This is a genomic window from Massilia sp. P1_C10 (genome assembly GCF_056406475.1).
Genome location: NZ_JBFUAC010000001.1, coordinates 24,999 through 44,365, shown reverse-complemented (window position 1 = coordinate 44,365; position 19,367 = coordinate 24,999). Strand labels below are relative to the sequence as shown.

18 protein-coding genes are annotated in these 19,367 nt (G+C 67.2%); 9 read left to right on the top strand and 9 right to left on the bottom strand.

All coding sequences use genetic code 11. From position 1 onward, the window contains the following. Nucleotides 1–7: 7 nt before the first annotated feature. Genes AC1D02_RS00235 through rsmB form a run of 3 tightly spaced genes read right to left on the bottom strand, consistent with a single transcriptional unit; the run spans nt 8 to nt 4,315 of the window. Nucleotides 8–2,293 carry a sensor histidine kinase gene (locus tag AC1D02_RS00235; protein ID WP_477312497.1) on the bottom strand — a complete coding sequence of 762 codons (2,286 nt, stop codon included), beginning with the start codon at nt 2,291–2,293 and terminating at the stop codon, nt 8–10. A gap of 3 nt (nt 2,294–2,296) precedes the next feature. Next, nucleotides 2,297–2,860, bottom strand: coding sequence for a DUF4390 domain-containing protein (locus tag AC1D02_RS00230; RefSeq protein ID WP_477312495.1), 564 nt, complete (start codon nt 2,858–2,860; stop codon nt 2,297–2,299). 45 nt (nt 2,861–2,905) lie between these two features. Beyond that, nucleotides 2,906–4,315 (bottom strand): 16S rRNA (cytosine(967)-C(5))-methyltransferase RsmB, encoded by a 1,410-nt coding sequence (rsmB, locus tag AC1D02_RS00225; protein ID WP_477312493.1) that lies wholly within the window; start codon nt 4,313–4,315, stop codon nt 2,906–2,908. A gap of 223 nt (nt 4,316–4,538) precedes the next feature. Between rsmB and argS the strand changes: the two genes are divergently transcribed. Genes argS through AC1D02_RS00190 form a run of 7 tightly spaced genes read left to right on the top strand, consistent with a single transcriptional unit; the run spans nt 4,539 to nt 10,546 of the window. Then, entirely contained in the window at nt 4,539–6,248 is a 1,710-nt protein-coding gene (gene argS, locus AC1D02_RS00220; RefSeq protein WP_477312491.1) for an arginine--tRNA ligase, read from the top strand. Nucleotides 6,249–6,279: 31 nt separating this feature from the next. Beyond that, nucleotides 6,280–6,936: an SPOR domain-containing protein gene (locus AC1D02_RS00215; protein WP_477312489.1), complete on the top strand. Its 657-nt coding sequence runs from the start codon at nt 6,280–6,282 to the stop codon at nt 6,934–6,936. Nucleotides 6,937–6,950: 14 nt separating this feature from the next. Then, nucleotides 6,951–7,613, top strand: coding sequence for a thiol:disulfide interchange protein DsbA/DsbL (locus AC1D02_RS00210; RefSeq protein WP_477312487.1), 663 nt, complete (start codon nt 6,951–6,953; stop codon nt 7,611–7,613). An 11-nt stretch (nt 7,614–7,624) separates the two neighbouring features. Further along, entirely contained in the window at nt 7,625–8,392 is a 768-nt protein-coding gene (locus AC1D02_RS00205; RefSeq protein ID WP_477312485.1) for an SDR family oxidoreductase, read from the top strand. Further along, nucleotides 8,389–9,156 carry a biotin--[acetyl-CoA-carboxylase] ligase gene (locus AC1D02_RS00200; protein ID WP_477312483.1) on the top strand — a complete coding sequence of 256 codons (768 nt, stop codon included), beginning with the start codon at nt 8,389–8,391 and terminating at the stop codon, nt 9,154–9,156. The genes AC1D02_RS00205 and AC1D02_RS00200 overlap by 4 nt, the downstream gene beginning before the upstream one ends. Before the next feature lies 1 nt (nt 9,157). Then, entirely contained in the window at nt 9,158–9,886 is a 729-nt protein-coding gene (locus AC1D02_RS00195) for a type III pantothenate kinase (RefSeq protein ID WP_477312481.1), read from the top strand. Between the two features lie 3 nt (nt 9,887–9,889). Then, a complete protein-coding gene (locus AC1D02_RS00190; RefSeq protein ID WP_477312479.1) occupies nt 9,890–10,546 on the top strand; it encodes an SPOR domain-containing protein in 657 nt (218 codons plus the stop codon). A 6-nt stretch (nt 10,547–10,552) separates the two neighbouring features. On the opposite strand, the gene AC1D02_RS00185 is transcribed toward AC1D02_RS00190, so the two are convergent. From AC1D02_RS00185 to AC1D02_RS00160, 6 genes are read right to left on the bottom strand one after another with little or no spacing between them, the layout of a single operon-like run. Next, nucleotides 10,553–11,512, bottom strand: a complete 960-nt coding sequence (locus tag AC1D02_RS00185; RefSeq protein ID WP_477313956.1) for a septal ring lytic transglycosylase RlpA family protein — start codon at nt 11,510–11,512, stop codon at nt 10,553–10,555. Then, on the bottom strand, nt 11,512–12,627 hold the full coding sequence (rodA, locus tag AC1D02_RS00180; protein WP_477312477.1) for a rod shape-determining protein RodA: 1,116 nt from the start codon (nt 12,625–12,627) through the stop codon (nt 11,512–11,514). The genes AC1D02_RS00185 and rodA overlap by 1 nt, the downstream gene beginning before the upstream one ends. Nucleotides 12,628–12,630: 3 nt before the next feature. Then, entirely contained in the window at nt 12,631–14,607 is a 1,977-nt protein-coding gene (gene mrdA, locus AC1D02_RS00175) for a penicillin-binding protein 2 (RefSeq protein WP_477312475.1), read from the bottom strand. Between the two features lie 13 nt (nt 14,608–14,620). Next, nucleotides 14,621–15,133: a rod shape-determining protein MreD gene (gene mreD / locus AC1D02_RS00170; RefSeq protein WP_477312473.1), complete on the bottom strand. Its 513-nt coding sequence runs from the start codon at nt 15,131–15,133 to the stop codon at nt 14,621–14,623. Then, the gene (mreC, locus tag AC1D02_RS00165) at nt 15,130–16,143 is read right to left on the bottom strand and encodes a rod shape-determining protein MreC (protein ID WP_477312471.1); all 1,014 of its coding nucleotides are present in this window, start codon (nt 16,141–16,143) and stop codon (nt 15,130–15,132) included. The genes mreD and mreC overlap by 4 nt, the downstream gene beginning before the upstream one ends. 51 nt (nt 16,144–16,194) lie before the next feature. Further along, entirely contained in the window at nt 16,195–17,238 is a 1,044-nt protein-coding gene (locus AC1D02_RS00160) for a rod shape-determining protein (protein WP_018057985.1), read from the bottom strand. Between the two features lie 319 nt (nt 17,239–17,557). Here AC1D02_RS00160 and gatC point away from each other — a divergent pair, with 319 nt between their 5' ends. After that, the gene (gatC, locus tag AC1D02_RS00155; protein WP_477312469.1) at nt 17,558–17,860 is read left to right on the top strand and encodes an Asp-tRNA(Asn)/Glu-tRNA(Gln) amidotransferase subunit GatC; all 303 of its coding nucleotides are present in this window, start codon (nt 17,558–17,560) and stop codon (nt 17,858–17,860) included. A gap of 30 nt (nt 17,861–17,890) precedes the next feature. Next, the gene (gatA, locus tag AC1D02_RS00150; protein ID WP_477312467.1) at nt 17,891–19,366 is read left to right on the top strand and encodes an Asp-tRNA(Asn)/Glu-tRNA(Gln) amidotransferase subunit GatA; all 1,476 of its coding nucleotides are present in this window, start codon (nt 17,891–17,893) and stop codon (nt 19,364–19,366) included. Nucleotide 19,367: the final 1 nt, after the last annotated feature.

Genomic DNA, 19,367 nt, shown 5'->3' with positions numbered 1-19,367 from the left:
GTAACGTTTACGCCATATTTCCATTCTCAGGCGCTAACTTTAACAGCAAAATCAGGACCGACGCGCCGGATCCGTCCTGCCTGTTCTGGATGTCGATGCGGCCACCGTGTTCATCGACGATTTTTTTCACCATCGGCAGCCCCAGTCCGGTGCCGCGCGCCTTCGACGTCACGTACGGCTCGAACGCGCGCGACAGGATGCGCGGCGCAAAGCCCGGCCCGTTGTCGATGATCGCCAGGCGCACCGCGGTGCCCTGCCCGCCCTCGGCGTTCTGGTAGTAGATCGCCTCGGTGGTCAGGTCGATGCGCGCGGGCGGCGCGTCGGCCGGGCGCTCGCCCATCGCGTCCTGCGCATTCTGCAGCAGGTTGTGGATCACCTGGCGCAGTTGGGTCGCGTCGCCCATCACCGCCGGCAGGTCCGGCGCCAGCGCAACGTGAATGATGTCGCTCTCGTCGCCGGCCAGGTACAGGTCGAGGATGTCGCCGATCAGGCGGTTCAGGTCGAGCCGCTGCAGCACCGCCGGCGGCGCCTTGGCGTAGTCGCGGAAGTCGTCGACCATGCGCTTCATCGCGTCGACCTGGTTGACGATGGTGCTTGTGCTGCGATGGAGCAGGTCGGCGTCGGCCCCGGTCAGGTGGCCCTCGAGCTTCATCTGCAGGCGTTCGGCCGACAGCTGGATCGGCGTCAGCGGGTTCTTGATTTCGTGCGCCAGCCGGCGCGCCACCTCTCCCCAGGCGACCGAGCGCTGGGCCGAGATCACGTCCGAGATATCGTCGAACACCACCAGGTAGCCGCTGCCGGCGCCGACCGGCAGGCGCGAGCCGCGCGCCAGCAGCATGATGTCGTGGTCGTCCGCGGTACCGGCGCGGCGCGGGATCTCGATCTCCTGCTGCCAGTGGGTGCGCTGGCGCGCGCTGCCGGCGGCCGACTGCGCGCTCTGCGCCGAGAAGGCGCGCGTGACGGCGCCGGCGAACACTTCCAGGCCCTCGATTTCGGACAGCCCGCGGCCGAGGTGCGCGCCGGCCTCGCTCAAAAGGATGCGGTCGGCGGCGTCGTTGGCGTTGACCACATTGAAGTCGGTGTCGAGCACGATCACGCCGGCCGACATATTGGCCAGCACCGACTCGAGGTGGACCTTGGCGCTTTGCAGCGCGGCGCGGTTGCGCTCGACCGCGCTGCGCGCTTCGAACAGCTGGCCGGTCATGGCGTTGAACGACTGGGTCAGCGTGCCCAGTTCGTCGGAGGTCTCGACGATCGGGCGCGGCGACAGGTCGCCCTCGGCCACCGCGCGCGTGCCTTCGGCCAGCACCAGCAGCGGCGCAGCCAGGTTCGACGCGATCAGGAAGCCGCTGGCGACGGCGCCGAAGATCGCCAGCAGCAGCGTCAGCGACAGCGTCGTGATGTACATCTTGCGCAGGCCCGACCGGGCCACGAAGCGCGATTTGTATTCGGCCGAGGCGTTGCGCAGCACTTCGGCGTTGGTGGCCAGGTTGACCGGCACCGACTGCACCAGCTGCAGGAAGTGCGGCGCGGTGCCGGGCGGCTCGGGAACCGCCATCACGGCGCGCATGCGCAGGCCGGTGGCGGCGTCGAGGCCGTCGGACGCGCTGGCCGCCGCCTCGTTGAAATCGCGCTCGATGCCGCCTTCGGACTGCATGAACCCGCTCGGCATCATGGCCTGCTTGATCATCGCCGGCGTCGGCAAGTCGGCCGCCATGTTGGCGTTCTTGTCGTCGGAGGCGGCCACCAGCAGCTTGCCGTCGGCGTCGACCAGCATCGCGCTCTGGATGCCGTCCTGCTCGCTGACGATGCGGTTCAGGATCGCCTGCGACGCCGGCCCGTCCTGCCCTGCCAGCGTGGCGCTGGCAGTTTGCGTGGTGGCGCCAAGTTCGGACAGCGCCTGGTCGAGCGCGGCGACGCCCAGGTCGAGTCCCGACTTAAGCGCCGCTTCGATCTTGACGTCGAACCACGAGTCGATCGAGTGCGACACGAAGCGCGCCGACACCATGAAGATCACCACGCCGGGCAGGATGCCGATCATGGCGAACAGCAGCACCAGGCGCGCCATCAGGCGCGAGCCGAATTTGCCGGCGCGGTAGCGCGCGTACAGGCGTCCCAGCGCGACCACCACGAAGATCAGCAACGCCATGGCGACGGCGGTGTTCAGTCCAAGCAGCCAGGAATAATAGCGATCGAGGAAGCCCGAGTTCTCGGAGGCGGTGGCGAGCAGGAACAGCAGGATGCTGACGATCGCGCCGCCGACGATCAAGCCATACCGCAAGGCCTGTTTCACCGCTTACTCCGCCCTGTAGGTGAAGTACTTCTTCCCGGAGCTGAGCTGCCAGCCGGCGTTGTTCAGGGCGTTGACCTGCAGCGGCTTTTCGAGGAAGGCGCGGTCCATGAACATGCGCACGCTGACGTTGTAGGTCTCGCCCGGCTTGAGCGCGCCGCGCGGCGCGATGACCCAGCGGCTTGGCCGGCGGATCAGCAGCAGCGCCTCGTCGAGGGTCTGGAAGCTTTGCTGGACGCTGCCCAGCGCGCGCACGTTGAAGCGGCGCAGCAGCGCGTCATATGAAATCATCAGGGTCTGGCGCGTCGCCACCGCCTTTTCGTCGTACCAGTACCAGCGCGGGCGGGTCAGTTCGATCTCGGTGGTGAAGTGCAGCTTGACGCCGTGCTGGAGCGCGTCCTCGAGGTCGTGATTGAGGTCGAACGCGAAGCTCGCGGCCAGCTTGTATCCGTCTTCGCTCGACTCGATATGCGCATGCACGATATCGACCGCGTCGGCCGCCAGCGCCTGAGCGCACGCGAACAACAGCAGCAGCTGGCAGGCGAGGAGTCGAAAAAATCGGGTTGTCACAAGTGGGCCGAAACCTTAAAAAAACATCGCATGGTCAAAGACCCGTTACGCCGCGCCTTTCTGAAACAGGGCGTAGAACAAACCGTCGTGGTCCTCCTCGGCGCCTCCGGTGGGAAGCAGCTGGCCGGGCGCCGCGAGTCGAATCGCGCCGTGGCGTGCAGCGAATGCCGCCGCTTGCGCCTCCGATTCCTGGGGCCATAGCGAGCAGGTCACGAACAGCAATTTACCATTGGGCCGCAGCATCTGCCAAAGGTTGTCGAGAATTTTGGATGAAAGTGTTGCAAGTTGGAGCGCGTCGCCCTTGCGCCGCAGCCAGCGGATGTCGGGGTGGCGCCGCACGATGCCGGACGCGGTGCACGGCACGTCGGCCAGGATGCGGTCGAACGGCTCGCCGTCCCACCACACCCTGGTCTGCGCTTCGAAGGCCTTGAGCGTGGCGCTCAGGCCAAGGCGCTGCAGGTTCTCTTCGACCCGCACCAGGCGCTTCGGATCCGAATCGATCGCGGTCAGCTCGACGTCGGCCAGTTCCAGCACGTGGCCGGTCTTGCCGCCCGGGGCGGCGCAGGCGTCGAGCACGCGCATGCCGTCATGAACGTCGAGCAGCGGCGCGGCCAGCTGGGCGCCGGCGTCCTGCACCGAGCATAGGCCCTCGTCGAAGCCGGGAATCAGGGTCACGCCGATCGCCTTGTCGAGCCGTACGGCGGACGGGCCGATGCGGCTCGCGCCGATGCCGGCGTCCTGCAAGGTTTGTAAATACGCCTCCACGGTGGTCTTGCGCACGTTGACGCGCAAGGTCAGTGGCGGCTGCTCGTTGCCGGCCGCGAGGATCGCCTGCCAGTCGTTCGGATAGGCTGCCTTCGCCGTGTCGATCCACCACTGCGGGTAGTTCCACATCGCCACCGGATCCTGCAGCGCGGTCTTGACCAGCTCCGCGCGCTCGCGCAGGAAGCGGCGCAGCACCGCGTTGACCATGCCCTTCGCGTGCGCCATGTCGGGATGCGACGAGGCGACCGTCACGGTCTGGTCGACCACGGTGAATTCTTCGTACGGCGGCTTGGCGCCGTCGGGCGTGTCGATCAGCGCCAGCGCGCAGCACAGCAGGCTTGCGAGCATCGGCGGCTCCGGCGCCTTCGACGTCATCAGGCCAAGCAGGACTTCGCTGCGTCCCAGCTGGCGCATGGTCCGATAGGCGATGTCCTGGATCGCGCCGCGCGTCTGCGGCGTGGCCTGGGTCACGCCGAACGCGGTGGTCAAAGCCTGCGGCAGGGTCACGCCGGCGCGCACCTGCGACACCGCATTGGCCGCGCCCAGCAGCGCCAGCGCCAGCGAGTCGGCCTTCAGCTGCGGCAGGTAGCCGGGCTGCAGCACCGGCTTGACCTCATAGCTGGCGCGCACGCGCGGCGCCGGCTTCGGCGCTGAAGGTTTGATGGAGAGCGTTGGGCGCTTGGCGGTCATGGTGATCTTTGCGTGAGGCGCGGGCGCCGCGGCGCCCACTATATAAAGGCGCCAATTGTAACGGCTACGGCTTGCGGCACGTTAAATACGATACATTTTGACAACTAAATCGCTCAAAACTGTATCATGGGCAACATATTCCCCACAGCTTCAAACCAGTATAATGGGCACTGTTTGCCCGTGGCCCGGCCACCGTTTTTTCACTCTGACAGAATACCAGCACATGCTCGCCCAACAAAAACTCGAAATCGTCGCCCTGTTCCAGGCCGCCCTCGCCCCACTGACCGCCGGCACCGACCTGGCGCCGACGGTGGTGCTGGAGCGGCCGCGCGACCCGGCGCACGGCGACATCGCCTGCAACATCGCGATGCAGTTGGCCAAGCAGCTGAAAATGAACCCGCGCGAACTGGCGACCAGGATCGTCGCCGCGCTGCTGGCCGATCCCGCTGCCAAAGGCATCATCGAGGCGGCCGACATCGCCGGCCCGGGCTTCATCAACCTGCGCGTGGCAGCGAGCGCCAAGCAGTCGGTGGTCTCGACCATCCTGACCCAGGGCGCGCAGTTCGGCCGCAGCGAAGCGGGCGCCGGCAAGAAGGTCATCATCGAATTCGTCTCGGCCAACCCGACCGGCCCGCTGCACGTGGGCCACGGCCGCCAGGCCGCGCTGGGCGACGCGCTGTCGGCGCTGTTCGAGTCGCAGGGCTACGCGGTCACCCGCGAGTTCTACTACAACGACGCCGGCGTGCAGATCCAGACGCTGGCCAACTCGGTGCAGGCGCGCCTGAAGGGCTTCCGCCCCGGCGACACGCAATGGCCCGAGTCGGCCTACAACGGCGACTACATCGCCGACATCGCCGAAGACTTCAAGCTGGGCAAGACGGTCGCCGCCAGCGACGGCCAGCCCGCCACCGCCAGCAAGAACGTCGAGGACATCGACTCGATCCGCTCGTTCGCCGTGACCTACCTGCGCAACGAGCAGGACATCGACCTGCAGGCCTTCGGCGTCAAGTTCGACAACTACTTCCTCGAGTCCTCGCTGTACTCGGACGGCAAAGTGAACAAGGCGGTCGACACCCTGGTCGCGGCCGGCCACACCTTCGAAGAAGGCGGCGCGCTGTGGCTGCGCACCACCGACTACGGCGACGACAAGGACCGCGTGATGCGCAAATCCGACGGCACCTACACCTACTTCGTGCCCGACGTGGCCTACCACATCGTCAAGTGGCAGCGCGGCTTCGTCCAGGCGATCAACGTCCAGGGCAGCGACCACCACGGCACCATCGCGCGCGTGCGAGCCGGCCTGCAGGCGGTGGACATGGGCATCGCCAAGGGCTATCCCGACTACATCCTGCACAAGATGGTCACGGTGATGAAGAACGGCGAAGAGGTGAAGATCTCCAAGCGCGCCGGCTCCTACGTGACGGTGCGCGACCTGATCGAATGGTCGGGCAACGGCGACATCGCGCGCGGCCGCGACGCGGTGCGCTTCTTCCTCATCTCCCGCAAGGCCGACACCGAATTCGTGTTCGACGTCGACGTCGCGCTGAAGCACTCGGACGAGAACCCGGTCTACTACGTGCAGTACGCCCACGCGCGCATCTGCTCGGTGCTGGCGCAATGGAACGGCGACGAATCGACGCTGGCCGGCGTCGACCTGTCGCCGCTGACCGCCCCCCGCGAAGCGACCCTGCTGGCGACGCTGGCGCACTATCCGGAAGCGCTCGAGCGCGCGCTGACCGAGCTGGGCCCGCACCAGATCGCGTTCTACCTGCGCGACCTGGCCGGCGAGCTGCACGGCTACTACAACGCCGAGCGCGTGCTGGTCGACGACGAGGCGACCAAGCTGGCGCGCCTGGCGCTGATGGTCGCCACCCGCCAGGTGCTGCGCAACGGCCTCGCGCTGATCGGCGTTTCGGCGCCGAACAAGATGTAATCGATCCCGGACAGACAACCTGAAGGCACCAATGCACCTCACACTTCGTCGCCAGCAAGGCAATACCCTCACCGGAATCATCATCGGCCTGATCGTCGGCCTGGCCATCGCGGTCGCGGTCGCCCTGGCGATCACCAAGGGCGCCACGCCGTTCACCGACAAGACGGCAAAAGCCAGGACGGCCGAGCCGACGCCGGGCCAGGTGTCCGATCCGAACAAGCCGCTGTACGGCGGCCGCGAAGCCGCCCGCGAAGCGAACAAGCAGTTCGCCGAGAAGGCCAGGCCGGCGCCCGACGCCGACCCGCTGGCAAAAGTCATCGCGGGCCTGAAGGATCCGGCCGACGTGAAGGCCGAGGGCAAGGCGCCGGTCGCGGCGCCCGCCGTCGAAGCGCCGGCGCCGCATGAACTCGCGCGCGTCGTGGCGGCCCGCGCCGAAGCGGCCGGCGACGACAAGGTGGTCTACTTCCTGCAGGCCGGCGCCTTCCGTGAAATGTCGGACGCGGAAGCGGCGCGCGCCAAGCTCGCGCTGCTCGGCTTCGAGGCGACCATCAGCGACCGCACCAGCGACGCCGGCGTGCTGCACCGCGTGCGCATCGGCCCGTACAGCCAGGTCGAGGCAAGGGACCGCGCCCGCGCAAAACTGATCGATAACGGCATCGACGTCGCTATCGTCCGCAACCAGAAATAACCCAGGAGTATTCGATGCGATTGATCCGGACCTTGCTGTGTATTGGCGCCTTCCTCCTGGCCGGCTGCACCAACGCCGCGGAGCCCAAGAACGGCGCCGATTACCTGACCCTGCCCGAGGCGCAGAACACCGATGCCGGCAACAAGGTCGAGGTCACCGAGTTCTTCGCCTACTACTGCCCTCACTGCAACCGCTTCGAGCCGCTGATCAGCGCCTGGGCAAAGAAGCAGGGCGCGAACATCGTCTTCAAGCGCGTGCACGTGGGCGGCAGCAGCGGCATCGCGGCGCAGCAGCGCCTGTTCTATACGCTCGAAGCGCTCGGCATGCTCGATCCGTATCACCAGAAGGCGTTCGACGCGATCCACATCGAGCGCCTGCGCCTGGGCACCGACGACGAGGTATTCGCCTGGGCCGCGAAGGCCGGCATCGACCGCGCCCGCTTCGTCGAGGCGTGGAATTCGTTCGGCGTGCAGGCCAAGCAGCGCCGCGCCAACACGCTGATGGGCGCCTACCGCGTCGACTCGTGGCCGCTGGTCGCCGTCGACGGCCGCTACATCACGGCGCCGTCGATCGCCGGCGAAGCCGACAAGACCGCAACGACCGAGGAAGCGCAGCAGCAGGCCGCGCTGAAGGTCATGGATTTCCTCGTCGCGAAAGCGAAAGCGGAAAAGAAATAGGCCCGCGCGCCATGCAACGCGTCTTCATCACCGGCGCCTCCAGCGGCCTGGGTGCGGCGCTGGCGCGCGAATACGCCGCGCAGGGCGCCACCCTCGGTCTGCTGGCGCGCCGCCGCCGCGCGCTCGAGGAACTCGCCGCAAGCCTGCCCAATCCCGAACGCCATCGTGTGTATGAAGCCGACGTCACCGACCGCGCCGCGCTCGCCGCTGCCGCCGCCGACTTCATCGCCTGCGCCGGCGGCGCCGACATCGTCATCGCCAATGCCGGCGTGTCGGCCGGCACACTGACCGAGCACGCCGAAGACCTGGCCGTGTTCGACATCATCCTCGCCACCAACGTCAGCGCCACCGTCGCCACCTTCGCGCCTTTCATCGCCGGCATGAAGTCGAACGGCGGCACGCTGGTGGGCATCGGCAGCGTCGCCGGCATCCGCGGCCTGCCGGGCGCCGGCGCCTACAGCGCGTCGAAGGCGGCGGTGCTGAGCTACTGCGAGTCGCTGCGCCTCGAACTCAAGCCGCACGGCATCCGCGTCGTCACCATCGCGCCCGGCTACATCGACACCCCGATGACCCGGCACAACCCGTACAAGATGCCGTTCCTGATGCCGGCCGCGCGCTTCGCCGAAAAGGCCGCGGCGGCGATCGCCGCCGGCGACAGCTACCGCGTGATCCCGTGGCAGATGGGCGTGGTCGCCAAGCTGCTGCGCGCGCTGCCCAACGCGCTTTACGACAAGGCCTTCATCCGGGCGCCGCGCAAGCCGCGCGGGAGCGCGCTGTGAACGCCGCCGCCATCATCGCGCTGCGCGCGGCCGCCGCCGATGTCGAAGTGGTGGCGCAGACCGGATCGACCAACGCCGACCTGATGGCGCGCGCGGCGCACCTTGCGCGCCCTCTCCTGCTGATCGCCGAACACCAGACCGCAGGGCGCGGCCGCGCCGGCCGCAGCTGGCTGTCGGCGCCGGGCGATTCGCTGACCTTTTCGCTGGCCTGGAAATTCGACGGTTCGCCGCAGAAGCTGCTCGGCCTGCCGTTGGCGGTGGGCGTCGCGCTGGCCGAGGCGCTCGCCGCGTTCGACGTGCCGGTGCAGCTGAAGTGGCCGAACGACGTGCTGAAGGACGGCGAGAAGCTGGCCGGCATCCTGATCGAGACCCAGGGCGCGCCAGGCGGCGGCACCTGGGCCGTGATCGGCATTGGACTCAACCTGCAGATGCCGGGCGGGCTCGAAGCCAAAATCGACCGCGCCGTTGCAACCGCGCCGTGGCTGGCGCGCATGGACCGCAACACACTGATGGCCGCCCTGCTCGACGCGCTGGCCGCGGCGATGATCGAATTCGAACGCGAAGGCTTCGGCGCCTTCCGTTCGCGCTGGGACGCGCTGCATGGCTGGCGCGGCCAGCCGGTGCGCATCCTCGACAACGGCGCGTGCGTCCAGCAGGGACTGGCCGTGGGCGTCGACGACAGCGGCCGCCTGCTGCTCGACACCGACACCGGCCGCCTCGCCGTGCTGGCCGGCGACGTGTCGCTGCGCCTGGGGGGCGCCTGACATGCTGCTGCTGATCGACGCCGGAAACACCCGCATCAAATGGGCGCTGGCCGCGAACGGCGCGGCCCCGGGCGACTGGATGGACTCGGGCGCCGCCATGCATGACGAATTCGAATCGATGCGCGCCGCCTGGCAGGGACACCCGGTCACACGCGCGATCGTCTCCAACGTCGCCGGCGCCAGGGTGCGCGCCGCGCTCGAACAGGTGCTCCCGCCAGTCGAATGCGAATGGTTCGCCTCGGTGCCGCAACGCGCCGGCGTGCGCAACGGCTACCGCGATCCGGCGCAACTGGGCTGCGACCGTTTTGCCGCGGCGATCGGCGCGCATGCGCTCGAACCGGGCCAGCCGCTGGTCGTGGCCACCTGCGGCACCGCCACCACCATCGACGCCCTGGCCGCCGACGGCAGCTTCCTCGGCGGGATGATCCTGCCGGGGCTCGGCCTGATGGCCAGTTCGCTGGCGCGCAACACGGCGCAGCTGCCGCACATCGCGCCCAACGACGCGGCGCCGGCCGGCTTCGCCGACAACACCGACGACGCGATCCTGTCCGGCTGCGTGTCGGCGCAGGCCGGTGCGATCGAACGCGCGTGCCGGCTGCTCGGCGCCAGCCTGTGCATGCTGTCGGGCGGCGCTGCGCGCTACATCGCGCCGGCGCTGTCGGCGCCCTTTCGCATGGTCGACAACATCGTGCTGGTCGGCCTGCACGCCGCCGCAACTTCAGGGGAATAGCCCGTGCTGAAATTTATCTTCTGGTCCCTGCTGGCCGTGAACGCCGTGCTGCTCGCGTACAGCCAGGGCATGCTGGGCCACTTCAGCGGCAATGAACGCGAGCCGGCGCGCATGAAGAGCCAGCTCAATGCCGGCAAGCTGGTGCTGGTGGCGGCGCCGCCGCCGGAGCCCGCCCCGGTGGATACGCCGACAGCGGCGGAGCCAGTCGCTTGCTATGCGGTGGGCAATCTCGCCGCCGCGGAAGCGCGCCGCTTCGAAAGCCGGGTCGCGCCGCTCCGGCTGGGCGAGCGCATGACGCGCGAAACCACCGCGGCAAACGACGCCGCAAGCCACATCGTCTACATCCCGCCGCAGGGCAGCAAGGAAGCGGCCGATAAAAAGGCCGGCGAGCTCAAGGCGCTGGGCGTGACCAACTACTTCATCATGTCCGACAGCTCGGCGTTGAAGTGGGGGATTTCGCTGGGAGTGTTCAAATCGGAAGCGGCGGCGCAGTCGCTGCTGGCCTCCCTCGTCAAGCAGGGCGTGCACAGCGCGCGCATCGTCTCGCGCGGCGGCGGCAAGGTGGAGTTCCGCTTCCGCGGGATCGACGCGGCCGCGAAGGCGCGCATCGACGACATCGCCAGCAGCTTCGCTTCGGCCGAAACCGCTAACTGCAAGTAAGCCGGTTCAATCGGCGCTGCGGCGCACGACGATCGGCTTGATCCCCAGCGACGACGGCAACGCGCGCGCCGCTTTCAAGGCGTCTTCCCGGCTGTCGAACGGCCCGCCGTACAGTCGGTGCACCGCGCCGGCCTGCACCACTTCCACCATGTCGACCGCCCCCGATGCGAGCACGCGGGAGCGCACGCCGGCGGCGCTTTCCTGTTTGCCGAATGCGCCGAGCTGGAGATAGAACCCGTCGGTCGGCCGGCGCACCAGCGGTTCCGCGTCGACGCGCGCTTCGTTCACCTGCGTCGTGCGCTCTTCCATCACCATCGCGGTGATCGGCGCCGGCTGTTCCGCCCGGCCTGCGAACAGTCGCTCGACTTCGACTTCGTGGCTGCCCTTGCCCAGCAGGCCGAGTTTCAGCGCCGCCGTGTACGACACGTCGACAATGCGGCTCGAATGGAACGGCCCACGGTCGTTCACGCGCACCACCACCGACTTGCCGGTTGCGACGCTGGTGATCCGCGCGTACGACGGGATCGGCAGGGTCGGATGCGCCGCGGTCATCTTGTACATGTCGTACAGTTCGCCCGACGAAGTGCGCTGGCCGTGAAACTTCTTGCCGTACCAGCTCGCCACGCCGCGCTGGAGGAACGGCGCGTCGCCGGTGATCGGCGTATAGGTTTTCCCGAACACGACGTAAGGCCGGTTGCCGTATTTCGACAGCACCTCGGCCTTGACCAGGGCATCGGGCACGTCGCGCAGGCCCGGCGGCGGATTGTCGCCCGGTCCGTCGTCGAGGTAGTAGCCGCCGCGTCCCGAACCGGCGGCCGGCATCGCCGGCAGGTCCACCGCTTTCGGATGCGCGGCGGCCGGCGCGCGCGGCGCGGGCGCCGATGTCGCCGGCGCGGCCTGCTGGCGCGGCGCGCTGGCGCAGCCGGCCAGCGCCAGCGCGGCCGCCGTGGCGATCAGGCGCCGCATCACGTCTGCACCAGCTTGCGGTTCTTCTGGATGCTCATCAGGATGCCGGCGCCGAGGCCCAGCGTGAACAGCGCGGTGCCGCCGTAGCTCATGAAAGGCAGCGGCACGCCGACCACCGGCAGGATGCCGCTGACCATGCCCATGTTGACGAAGGCATAGGTGAAGAAGATCATCGTGATCGCGCCGGCCAGAAGGCGCGTAAACAGGGTCGGCGCGTTCGCCGCGATCATCAGGCCGCGGCCGATCAGCAGCAGGTACAGGAACAGCAGGAACAGGTTGCCGACCAGGCCGTACTCCTCCGAGTACACCGAGAAAATGAAGTCGGTGGTGCGCTCCGGGATGAACTCCAGGTAGGCCTGGGTGCCCTTGTGGTAGCCCTTGCCCATCACGCCGCCCGAGCCGATCGCGATGGTCGACTGGATGATGTGAAAGCCCTTGCCCAGCGGGTCGGAAGTCGGATCGATCAGCGTCATCACGCGCTCGCGCTGATAGTCGTGCATCATCGACCAGGCCACCGGCAGGCTCGCGCCCACCGCCGCCACCAGGCCGACCAGCGCCTTCCACGACAGGCCGGCCAGGAAGATCACGTAGAAGCCGGACGCCGCCACCAGCAGCGCGGTGCCGAGGTCGGGCTGCTTGGCGATCAGGCCGACCGGGATGAACAGCAGCACCGCCGCCAGCAGGAAGGAATGCCAGCGCAGCATGCCGGAACGCTGCTGGAAGTACCACGCGAGCATCAGCGGCATCGCGATCTTCATGATCTCGGACGGCTGGATGTCGAAGCCGATGTGCAGCCAGCGCCGCGCGCCCTTCTTCACCACGCCGAACAGGAACACCGCCACCAGCAGCCCGACCCCGACCGTGTAGATCGGCACCGCAAAGCGCATCAGCGTTTGCGGCGGCACGTTCGCCGCGATCCACATGATGATGAAGGCCAGGACGATATTGCGGATCTGTCCTTCGACGCGGCCGGGGAAATCCATGCCGGCCGAGCTGAGCGTGACCAGGCCGGTCGCCAGCAGCAGGAACAGGATCAGCGCCAGCGCCGGGTCGAACACGTTGAAGTAGTGCTTGGTGCGGCGCCACAGCGAGCGCCGTTCTTGAAAGTGCGCCACCGCTTACTCCTTGTTGCCGGGGGTCTCGCCGCCCGGCTTGAAATCGCTGCTGACACCCGCCGGCGCTTCCACCGGCAGCACGTTGGCGTCTTCGGCCGGCACCGGGATCTTGGTCTTGTCGCCTGGGCGCTTGCCGAGCAGGTAGTAGTCGAGCGCCTTGCGCACGATCGGCGCGGCAATGGTCGCGCCGAAGCCGGCGTTCTCGACCACGACCGCAATCGCGATGCGCGGCTTCTCGGCCGGCGCGAACGCGATGAACAGCGCATTGTCGCGCAGCCGTTCGGGCGTGGCCGCCGCGTTGTATTTGCCGCCGCGCAGGCCCACCACCTGCGCGGTGCCCGTCTTGCCGCCGGCCGTATAGCCGGCATTGCGGAACGCCTGGTAGCCGGTGCCGCTTTGATCGGTGATGACGCCGACCATGGCGTGCTTGACGATGTCGATGTTCTCCTGCTTGAGCGGAATGCGCCCGCTTGCCTTGGCCACCGTCAGCGTGCGCGCGCGCGTGCCGCCGTCTTCCATGATCTTGACCAGATGCGGCTTCATCACGACGCCGTCGTTGGCCAGGGTCGCCACCGCGTGCGCCATCTGGATCGGCGTGTAGCTGTTGAAGCCATTGCCGATGCTGATCGAGATGGTGTCGCCGCCGACCCACTTCTGCGCCGCGCGGTTCTTCTTGAAGCGGTCGCGCTTCCACTCCTGCGACGGCAGGATGCCCATCTTTTCGTGTTCGAGGTCGATCCCGGTGATCTGGCCGAAGCCGAACGGCTTCATGAAATCGTGGATGGCGTCGATGCCCATCTCGTTGCCGAGCTGGTAATAGTAGGTGTCGCACGACACGACGATCGAGCGGTACATGTCGATGTAGCCGTGGCCGCCCTTCTTGTCGTCGTTGAAGCGGTGCCCGCCCAGCATGAAGAAGCCGGCGTCGCTGATGCCCTGCTCCGGCCGGCGCTTGCCCAGTTCCAGCGCGGCCAGCGCCATGAACGGCTTGAAGGTCGAGCCGGGCGGATAAGTGCCCGACAGCGCGCGGTTCATCAGCGGCCGGTCCAGCGAGGTATTGAGTTCGTTCCAGTTGGCGCTGTCGATGCCGTCGACGAACAGGTTCGGATCGAAGCCCGGGCGCGACACGTAGGCGAGCACGTCGCCCGTCGCCGGTTCGATCGCCACCAGCGAGCCGCGGAAGTCGCCGAACGCTTCCTCGATCACTTTCTGCAGCTCGATGTCGATCGACAGGATCAGGTTGGCGCCGGGCGTGGCCGGGGTGCGCGACAAGGTGCGGATCGCGCGCCCGCCGGCAGAACGCTCGACCTGCTCGTAGCCGGTCTGGCCGTGCAGCTGGCGCTCGTAGCTCTTCTCCAGGCCTTCCTTGCCGATATGGTCGGTGCCGTTGTAGTTGGTCGCGTCCTCGCCGTCCTCGAGCACTTTCGCTTCGGCGCTGTTGATGCGGCCAATGTAGCCGATCACGTGCGACGCGGTTTCGCCCAGCGGATACTGGCGGAACAGGCGCGCCTGCACTTCGACGCCGGGGAAGCGGAAGCGCTGCGCGGTGAAGCGCGCCACTTCGTCGTCGGTCAGGCGGGTGCGCAGCGGCACGCCGGAAAAGCTTTTCGACTCTTCCAGCAGGCGCTTGAAGCGCTTGCGGTCCTTCGGCTCGATCTCGACCAGCTTGGCCAGTTCGTCGATCACCGATTCGAGGCTCGCTTCCAGTTTCGACGGCGTGATCTCGAGCGTGTAGGCCGAGTAGTTGCGCGCCAGGACCACGCCATTGCGGTCGACGATCAGGCCGCGGTTCGGCACCACCGGCACGATCGCGATGCGGTTGTCTTCGGCCTGCGCCATGTACTGGCTGTGCTTGACCACCTGCAGCCACACGAAGCGCGCCACCAGCAGTCCGAAGCACACGAACACGAAGCCGACCACCGCGGTCAGGCGCATCCGGAACAGGTGGATTTCGCGGTCGTTGTCTTTAATTTCAGTCATTGCGGGAGCCGGATCAAATCGGCCGGGTGTGGTCTTTGTCGACCGCGCGGCGCTGCGGCGCAAGCAGCAGCCAGGTCACGACGGGCCACAGGGCCACCGCCACGGCGCTTTCGATGAACTGCAGCCAGCCGGGAAATTTGCCGGACACGAAAAAGCGCACCGCGACCTGGATCGCCTGGGTGAACAGCAGCAGCGGGAATACGTGGACCGCCTGGGTCATCACCGGGAACCACAGCACGCGCCGGTGAATCATGATCGCCAGGTAGGACAGCAAGGTGTAGGCCAGCGCGTTCTCGCCCAGCAGGGTCGAATCGTGCACGTCCATCATCAGGCCCATGAAGAAAGCGATGCCGATGCCGACCTTGCGCGGCTGGTGGATGCCCCAGAAGACCAGCACCAGCGCGACGAAATCGGGCGCGCCGACCCAGTGCCCCCAGGGGAACAGGTTGAGCATGAAGGCGCCGGTCAGGCTGACCGCGATGAACAGCGGGCTGACGGGCTGCAGGATGTAATGAGGGCGGTTCATGGCGCGGCTTTCTTTTCGGGCGCGGGCGCCGCGGCAGGCGCCGGCGCAGCCGGAGCGGCAGTCGCCGGCGAGGCTTTCGGCGGCAGCGGCGGCACGTTCTCCAGCGGCGTCATTTTCGGCAGGCCCTGCTTCTTGCCGACCACCTTGGGCGCTTCGATCGGAGGACGCGGCAGCACGTCGGGCGCCGCCATCAGGATCAACAGCTGGCGATGGCGATCGATGCCGGCCAGCGGCTGGCACACCACGCGGCCGAACACGCCGCCGGCGCTGCTTTCTACCTGCACCACCCGCGCCACCGCGAGGCCGGCCGGATACACGCCGTCCATGCCGGAGGTGATCAGCACGTCGCCGACGACGATATCGGCGTTCGGCGCCATGAAACGCAAATCGAGCAGGCCTGACTGGCCGCGGCCGTAGGCGACGCTGCGCAGGCCGTTGCGCAGCACCTGCACCGGAATCGCCTGCTCCTTGTCGGTCAGCAGGGTCACTTCGGACGTGAACGGGAACACGCGCGTGACCTGGCCGACCACGCCGGCGTTGTCGATCACCGGCAGGCCGAGCGCGACGCCCTGGCGCGTGCCGCGGTCCAGCACCACCTTGCGGGTGGACGGGTCGCGCGCGTCGTACAGGATCTCGCTCATCATCGATTTGACGGGCAGGTGCTCGCGCGCGCCCATCAATTTACGCAACTGGGCGTTTTCGGCCATCTGCAGCTGGGCCGCCTGCAGTTGCTGCGCGACCGCGACCTGCTGGCTTTTCAGGTCGCGCACTTCGCGCTGCAACGACGACAAGGTGGAAAAGTAGGTGCCCATGTTGGCGAACGCGTCGCGCGGCATCAGGGCTGCCATCTGGAAGGGGTACAGCACGGTGCCGGCAGCCTGACGCACCGTGGCCAGCACGTGCAGGCGCGCGTCGAGCATCAGCAATGCGATCGAAATGAATGCGAATACCGTCACCTTGACGCGGGCAGGAGCGCCTTGCTTGAAGAGTGGCGGAGGACTGTATTCCATGTGTTCCAATAATGGGGCCAGGTCCGCGGGACCAGACCCCGAAGCCGCATATTACTCGTACGAGAAGATCGATCCGAGCTTGTCCATGCGCTCGAGGGCCATGCCCGAACCGCGCACCACGCAGGTCAGCGGATCTTCGGCCACCAGCACCGGCAGGCCGGTTTCTTCCATCAGCAGGCGATCCAGGTCGCGCAGCAGCGCGCCGCCGCCGGTCAGCATCATGCCCTTTTCGGCGATGTCGGCGCCCAGTTCCGGCGGGGTCTGCTCGAGCGCGTTTTTGACCGCCGAGACGATGTTGTTCAGCGGGTCGGTCAGCGCTTCGAGGATCTCGTTCGACGAGATGGTGAACGAGCGCGGGATGCCTTCGGACAGGTTGCGGCCCTTGACTTCCATTTCCTTGACTTCCGAACCCGGGAACGCCGAGCCGATCGCCTTCTTGATCGCTTCGGCGGTCTGCTCGCCGATCAGCATGCCGTAGTTGCGGCGGATGTAGTTGACGATCGCCTCGTCGAATTTGTCGCCGCCCACGCGCACCGAACCCTTGTAGACCATGCCGCCCAGCGAGATGATGCCCACTTCGGTGGTGCCGCCGCCGATGTCGACCACCATCGAGCCGGTCGCGTCGGAGACCGGCAGGCCGGCGCCGATTGCCGCGGCCATCGGCTCTTCGATCAGGTACACCTGCGAGGCGCCGGCGCCGAGCGCCGATTCGCGGATCGCGCGGCGTTCGACCTGGGTCGAGCCGCACGGCACGCAGATGATGATGCGCGGCGAAGGACGGAAGAACTTCGAGTCGTGCACCATGCGGATGAACTGCTTGAGCATTTGCTCGGTGACGGTGAAGTCGGCGATGACGCCGTCCTTCATCGGGCGGATCGCCTCGATATTGCCCGGCACTTTGCCCAGCATCTGCTTGGCTTCCTTGCCCACTGCCTGAATGGTCTTCTTGCCGTTAGGGCCGCCTTCCTGGCGGATCGCGACGACCGATGGCTCGTCGAGGACGATGCCCAGGCCGCGCACGTAGATCAGGGTGTTGGCGGTTCCGAGGTCGATCGCCAGGTCATTCGAAAAGTAGCTGCGTAAAAAACCAAACATGTGTGTCCTGATGCGCAAACGCTGCGCCTAAGCTTTTTAAAAAAGGGTCATCGGTGACGCTCGCCACGTCGCCCGCCGGGCGGTGCGGACATGGTCTTTATATGCTGCGACAGCCCGTTTTCGGCGCCGGCAACGCATTAGCCCGCCATTCTACCTTATAATTTGCCCGTTAAATGCCGAAAAGCCTCTCAATCGCAGACTGCCGTGCCGAGCCAGATCGGCGGCATTGCCAAGCTTTTACGATCTTTTAGTGCGGCGTTGTGTAAACTTCTTCACTTTCCTCAACCAGACGACCGCGGCCCGCGCCGCGTTATTTGCCATGTCCCTGACTCTTTCAGACGTAAAACGGATCGCCAACCTGGCCCAACTCGATATGGACGACGCGCACGCCGAGACCGCGCTGGGTGAACTGAATGGCATCTTCGCCCTGGCCGAGCAGATGCAGGCGATCGACACCGACGGCGTGGCGCCATTGTCACAGCCGCTCGCCGCCTACCTCGGCAGCCTGCCGCTGCGCCTGCGCGAGGACGTCGTCACCGAGCAAAACCGCCGCGACGACTACCAGGCGCCGGCGCCGAAGACCGAGGATGGCCTGTACCTCGTGCCGAAAGTGATCGAATAACACGCCCCCGACGAATCCGAACTCGAAGCCATGCATACTAAAACCATCAAACAGCTGTCCGACATGCTGCACGCGAAGCAGGTCTCCGCCACCGAACTGGCGCAGCACTACCTGCAGCGCGCCCAGGCCAGCGACCTGAACGCCTTTTTGCACATCGATCCGGCCATGACGCTGGCGCAAGCCGCCGCCGCCGATGCGCGCCTGGCCGCCGGCAGCGCCGGCCCGCTGACCGGCGTGCCGATCGCCCACAAGGACATTTTCGTCACCGAAGGCTGGCGCTCGACCGCCGGCTCGAAGATGCTGGCCAATTACGTCAGCCCGTTCAACGCCACCGTCGTCGAGCGCTTCAACGCGGCCGGCATGGTCACCCTGGGCAAGCTCAATTGCGACGAATTCGCGATGGGCTCCACCAACCAGAACTCCGCTTTCGGCGCCGTCAAGAACCCGTGGGACAAGCTGGCCGTGCCGGGCGGCTCGTCGGGCGGCTCGGCCGCGGCGATCGCCGCGCGCATCGCGCCGGCCGTCACCGCCACCGACACCGGCGGCTCGATCCGCCAGCCGGCGGCGTTCTGCGGCGTCACCGGCATCAAGCCGACTTACGGCCGCGTGTCGCGCTTCGGGATGATCGCCTTCGCCTCCTCGCTCGACCAGGGCGGCCCGATGGCGCAGACGGCCGAAGACTGCGCGATGCTGCTCAACGAAATGGTCGGCTTCGACGAGCGCGACTCGACTTGCCTGACCGCGGCCCAGGGCAACATGCGCGAAGACTTCGCGCGCGACCTGCACACGCCGCTGGCCGGCCTGCGCATCGGCGTGCCGAAGGAATACTTCGGCGAAGGCCTTGCGGCCGACGTCGAAGCCGCCGTGCGCGCCGCGCTGGAGCAGTTCGTCAGGCTGGGCGCCACGCTGGTCGACATCTCGCTGCCGAAGACGTCGCAGTCGATCCCGGTGTACTACATCATCGCCCCGGCCGAAGCCTCGTCCAACCTGTCGCGCTTCGACGGTGTGCGCTACGGCCACCGCGCCAGCGAGTACAAGGACCTGGCCGACATGTACAAGAAGACCCGCGCCGAAGGCTTCGGCCGCGAAGTCCAGCGCCGCATCATGGTCGGCACCTACGTGCTGTGCCACGGCTACTACGATGCCTATTACCTGAAGGCGCAGAAGATCCGGCGCCTGATCGCGGAAGACTTCCAGGCCGCGCTGGGCAAGACCTGCGACGTGATCATGGGTCCGGTCGCGCCGACCGTCGCCTGGGACCTGGGCGAGAAGACCGACGACCCGGTCGCCGCCTACCTGGCCGACATCTTCACCTTGTCGACCAGCCTGGCCGGCCTGCCCGGCATGTCGATCCCGTGCGGCTTCGGCCAGGGCGAGAAGAACGGCAAGCGCCCGGTCGGCCTGCAGATCATCGGTAACTATTTTGCGGAAGCGAAGCTGCTGGGCATCGCCCACCAGTACCAGCAGGTCACCGACTGGCACACGCGCGCGCCTGCCGGCGTCTGAA